Genomic DNA, 2,507 nt, shown 5'->3' with positions numbered 1-2,507 from the left:
GCAAGCGATCGAGACTCGGAATGGACACCCGTCCATGAGAATCGAGAGAGAGCAGGTGACGAAGAAATTCGCCGTTAATCGGATTCCGCAGCCCGGCGAAGGTAGTTGGGGGTGCCCCCTGTGAGAGTAGGACGCCGCAGGCATTTGATGGCATGTCGCAGAAGTGATGTGCTTTTTTTATGTTTTCAAGAACTTGATCACCGTAAGGTGAAAAGGGGGAAGAGAGAAAAACAAAAAATAACATCCCGCTATAATAGTTTGACAATTTCGTTATTTACCTCGTGTTTCCTCAACCAGTCTGTTCTCACTTATCCACCGAAATAGTTTTATGATAAAGCCGAGAACACTCGTGACTTCAGTTATGAGATGAATCGGCTTCGGACAAGGCGTGTCTTTTGACACGTTAATTGTCCGACTATGTCGTGTGACGTCAAGTAAGCGAATCGCGAAAACACAGTTATCAACTGCAAATCCACCTTGAATCATACGAACATATGTTATCCTATATTTGAAGTCGGTGGTGACATGGTTGAAGCCAAGCATGGCAGAGGACTTTGGAACCCTTCTTACTTTGTCACAACTGTAAGCGAACAAACAGAAGCACAGATACGACAATATATCCAAAATCAGAAAGTGAGGTGAAAATAAAATGAAAGTCAAAAAAGCTTACAAATTCCGCATCTATCCAAATCAAAAACAAATGGTCTTCATCAATAAGACGATGGGATGTTCACGCTTAGTATATAATTATTTCGTAGGCAAACAAAAAGAGAAAGATGCTTATTGGTATATCGTCAATGAAATGGTGCAAAATGGACAGCTTACGAAAAACAACTGGAAAGGTGAATTTTTCAATAAACACAAATCCATCACAGCAGTTCGTGAGTTGAAGAAGTATTATCCATTCCTCAAGGAAGTCGACAGTATTGCCCTCCCAAAATCCGTTGAAGACGTAAATGATGCCTATACCCGTTACTACAAAAAGCAAAACCGGGCGCCTCGCTTCAAAACCAAAAAGCATCCCGTTCAGTCGTATACGACGAAATGTGTAAATGGAAATATCGCTGTTTTGGACAAACATATTAAACTCCCAAAAATCGGGAACGTTCGATTTGCAAAAAGTCGTGAGGTAGATGGTCGCATTATGAGAGCAACCATCAGACGAAATCCATCGGGTAGATACTTCATTTCAATTTTATTTGAAACCGAAGTAGAGAAATTTAAGAAAACGAATTCAGCAGTAGGTATAGATGTTGGATTGAAAGATTTTGCAACACTTTCAGATGGCACTGTATATAGTAACCCGAGGCTTTTCCGAAAACTAGAAGAAAAATTAGCAAAAGCACAACGAGTGATGAGCAGACGAACAATTGGCGGTTCAAATTGGCACAAACAAAAAATCAAAGTCGCTCGTCTCTATGAGAAAATCGCTCATGCAAGAAAAGACATGTTAGACAAAATCACAACCGAGAGGTACGCAAGCTAAAAGCGCCGCGTCCTGCGGCAACGCTTGCATGACCACCATCCTGTTGCCCCAAACCACGATATCATCGGTATTGAAGATTTGTCCGTTAAAAATATGCTAAAAAATCATAATCTTGCAAAGGCGATTAGTGAGGTATCATGGTCACAATTCAGAAACATGCTTGAGTACAAAGCGAAATGGTATGGAAAACAAGTCGTTCCCGTAGCCAAAAACTTCGCTTCAAGTCAGCTATGTTCGAATTGTGATCATAAACACAAAGACGTTAAAAATCTTGCTTTGCGTGAGTGGACTTGCCCCGCATGTAATCGTCACCACCAAAGGGATATTAACGCAAGTATCAACTTTCGTAAAGAAGCATTACGATTAACCGCAGGGACTGTGGGGATCGCCTAATCAATTAGAAATCGTTAGATTTCTGTACTTAGGAATCTCGTGATTTCGATCACGAGTAGTTCAAAGAAACGAGGTAATTCAACCTTCGAAACATCAAATTTCTCTCTTAGCTTTAACGGCTTCTCGAAAGAAGTCTCCCTCTTCAAGCGACCCGAAGGGGAATAATTGGGGGAGTTCACCCTATCCTTGGACTGTACGTTCTCCACTCCCCAACAGAAGTAGATGTTATTTGTTCTATCTAAGGAACACGATTGAAAAGCTGTCGGATAAGAGGAAGTAGGATATATGAAAATGAGTTATTATGATACGATTGCTTTAAAGAAAAACATTGTCAAAACGTTGTATATTCGTTAAGATTATTAATCGTATTCTTGATTTCACACAATATGTTCCTACTTTACATTTAATAGTCACATCAAAATGTAATAGAGAAAGTTAAAAAATTATATCGGAATATCAAAAAACTGTTGCAGTTTATTAGAATTTGATGTATATTAATAAATGTCGCTAACGCGATACTGAAAATGATCAGCAATGGCCCGTTGGTCAAGTGGTTAAGACACCGCCCTTTCACGGCGGTATCAGGGGTTCGAATCCCCTACGGGTCACCAATAATGGAGGATTAGCT

The 2,507-nt window shown here is 40.2% G+C and carries 1 protein-coding gene, 1 tRNA gene and 2 pseudogenes; 3 read left to right on the top strand and 1 reads right to left on the bottom strand.

The window, feature by feature from the left end; translation table 11 throughout:
- Positions 1 to 265: hypothetical protein (locus HNQ41_RS16560; protein WP_221301983.1), on the bottom strand; the 265-nt coding region annotated here is incomplete at its 3' end.
- Between the two features lie 278 nt (positions 266 to 543).
- Between HNQ41_RS16560 and HNQ41_RS16495 the strand changes: the two are divergent.
- The 3 genes and pseudogenes from HNQ41_RS16495 to HNQ41_RS16485 all read left to right on the top strand — a co-directional run.
- Positions 544 to 642 (top strand): annotated as a pseudogene (locus HNQ41_RS16495) (transposase); the annotation flags it as partial.
- Between the two features lie 7 nt (positions 643 to 649).
- Positions 650 to 1,879, top strand: a pseudogene (gene tnpB, locus HNQ41_RS16490) (IS200/IS605 family element RNA-guided endonuclease TnpB).
- A 536-nt stretch (positions 1,880 to 2,415) separates the two neighbouring features.
- Positions 2,416 to 2,490 (top strand) — tRNA-Glu (locus HNQ41_RS16485).
- Positions 2,491 to 2,507 lie beyond the last annotated feature (17 nt).

The organism is Texcoconibacillus texcoconensis, from assembly GCF_014202575.1.
In the GTDB taxonomy this organism is placed as follows: domain Bacteria; phylum Bacillota; class Bacilli; order Bacillales; family Salisediminibacteriaceae; genus Texcoconibacillus; species Texcoconibacillus texcoconensis.
Note: the sequence above shows the minus strand (reverse complement) of the source record. Positions and strands in the feature narration are given on the sequence as shown.